The organism is Mesorhizobium sp. M7A.F.Ca.AU.002.02.1.1 (assembly GCF_003998535.1).
GTDB classification, from domain to species: domain Bacteria; phylum Pseudomonadota; class Alphaproteobacteria; order Rhizobiales; family Rhizobiaceae; genus Mesorhizobium; species Mesorhizobium ciceri.
Map to the genome: position 1 here is coordinate 1 of NZ_RZPB01001430.1, position 578 is coordinate 578.

1 protein-coding gene is annotated in these 578 nt (G+C 65.9%); it reads right to left on the reverse strand.

Features of this window, described 5'->3' with window-relative positions; all coding sequences use genetic code 11:
• Positions 1-578, reverse strand: a 578-nt coding sequence (locus EN879_RS38160) for a 3-hydroxyacyl-CoA dehydrogenase NAD-binding domain-containing protein (protein WP_245493964.1), incomplete at both ends; no start/stop codon positions are given.

The window sequence follows — 578 nt, forward strand, 5'->3', positions numbered from 1 at the left end:
CGCTGCAATGCCTCACGGCTGGTTTCCAGCAAGGTCACGGGATATCCGCCATTGGCGAAGGCCATGGCAATGCCGCCGCCCATCGTACCGGCACCGATGACGCCGACGCGGGCGATCCTGCGCTTGACGACGTCTTTTCCTGGAAGCTTTGTCGCCTCACGTTCGGCGAAGAACAGATGGCGCTGCGCCCGCGATTGGTCGCTGGCGACCAGCTTGACGAACAGCGCACGCTCTGCCGCCAGTGCCGCATCGAACGGCAGCGTGACGGCATTGCGCACCGACTGCGCACAAGCGATCGGCGCCTCGAGGCCGCGCGCTTTCCTGGCAAGATCCGCAGCCCCGGCGTCGAACGCCGCGAGATCAGTCTGCTTGAGACCATCATTGCGATCGCGCACCGGCGTGAAGGGACCACCCTTGCGGGCGATTTCCCCAGCGAAGTTCACGGCATGCGTGGTCAGATCGCCTTCGAAGACGGCATCGACGAGACCGGCGGCGTGCGCCTCGGTCGCGCCGATCGGCGCACCTGAGACGATCATCTTCAACGCCTTCACCGCGCCGACAAGGCGCGGCAGCCGTAC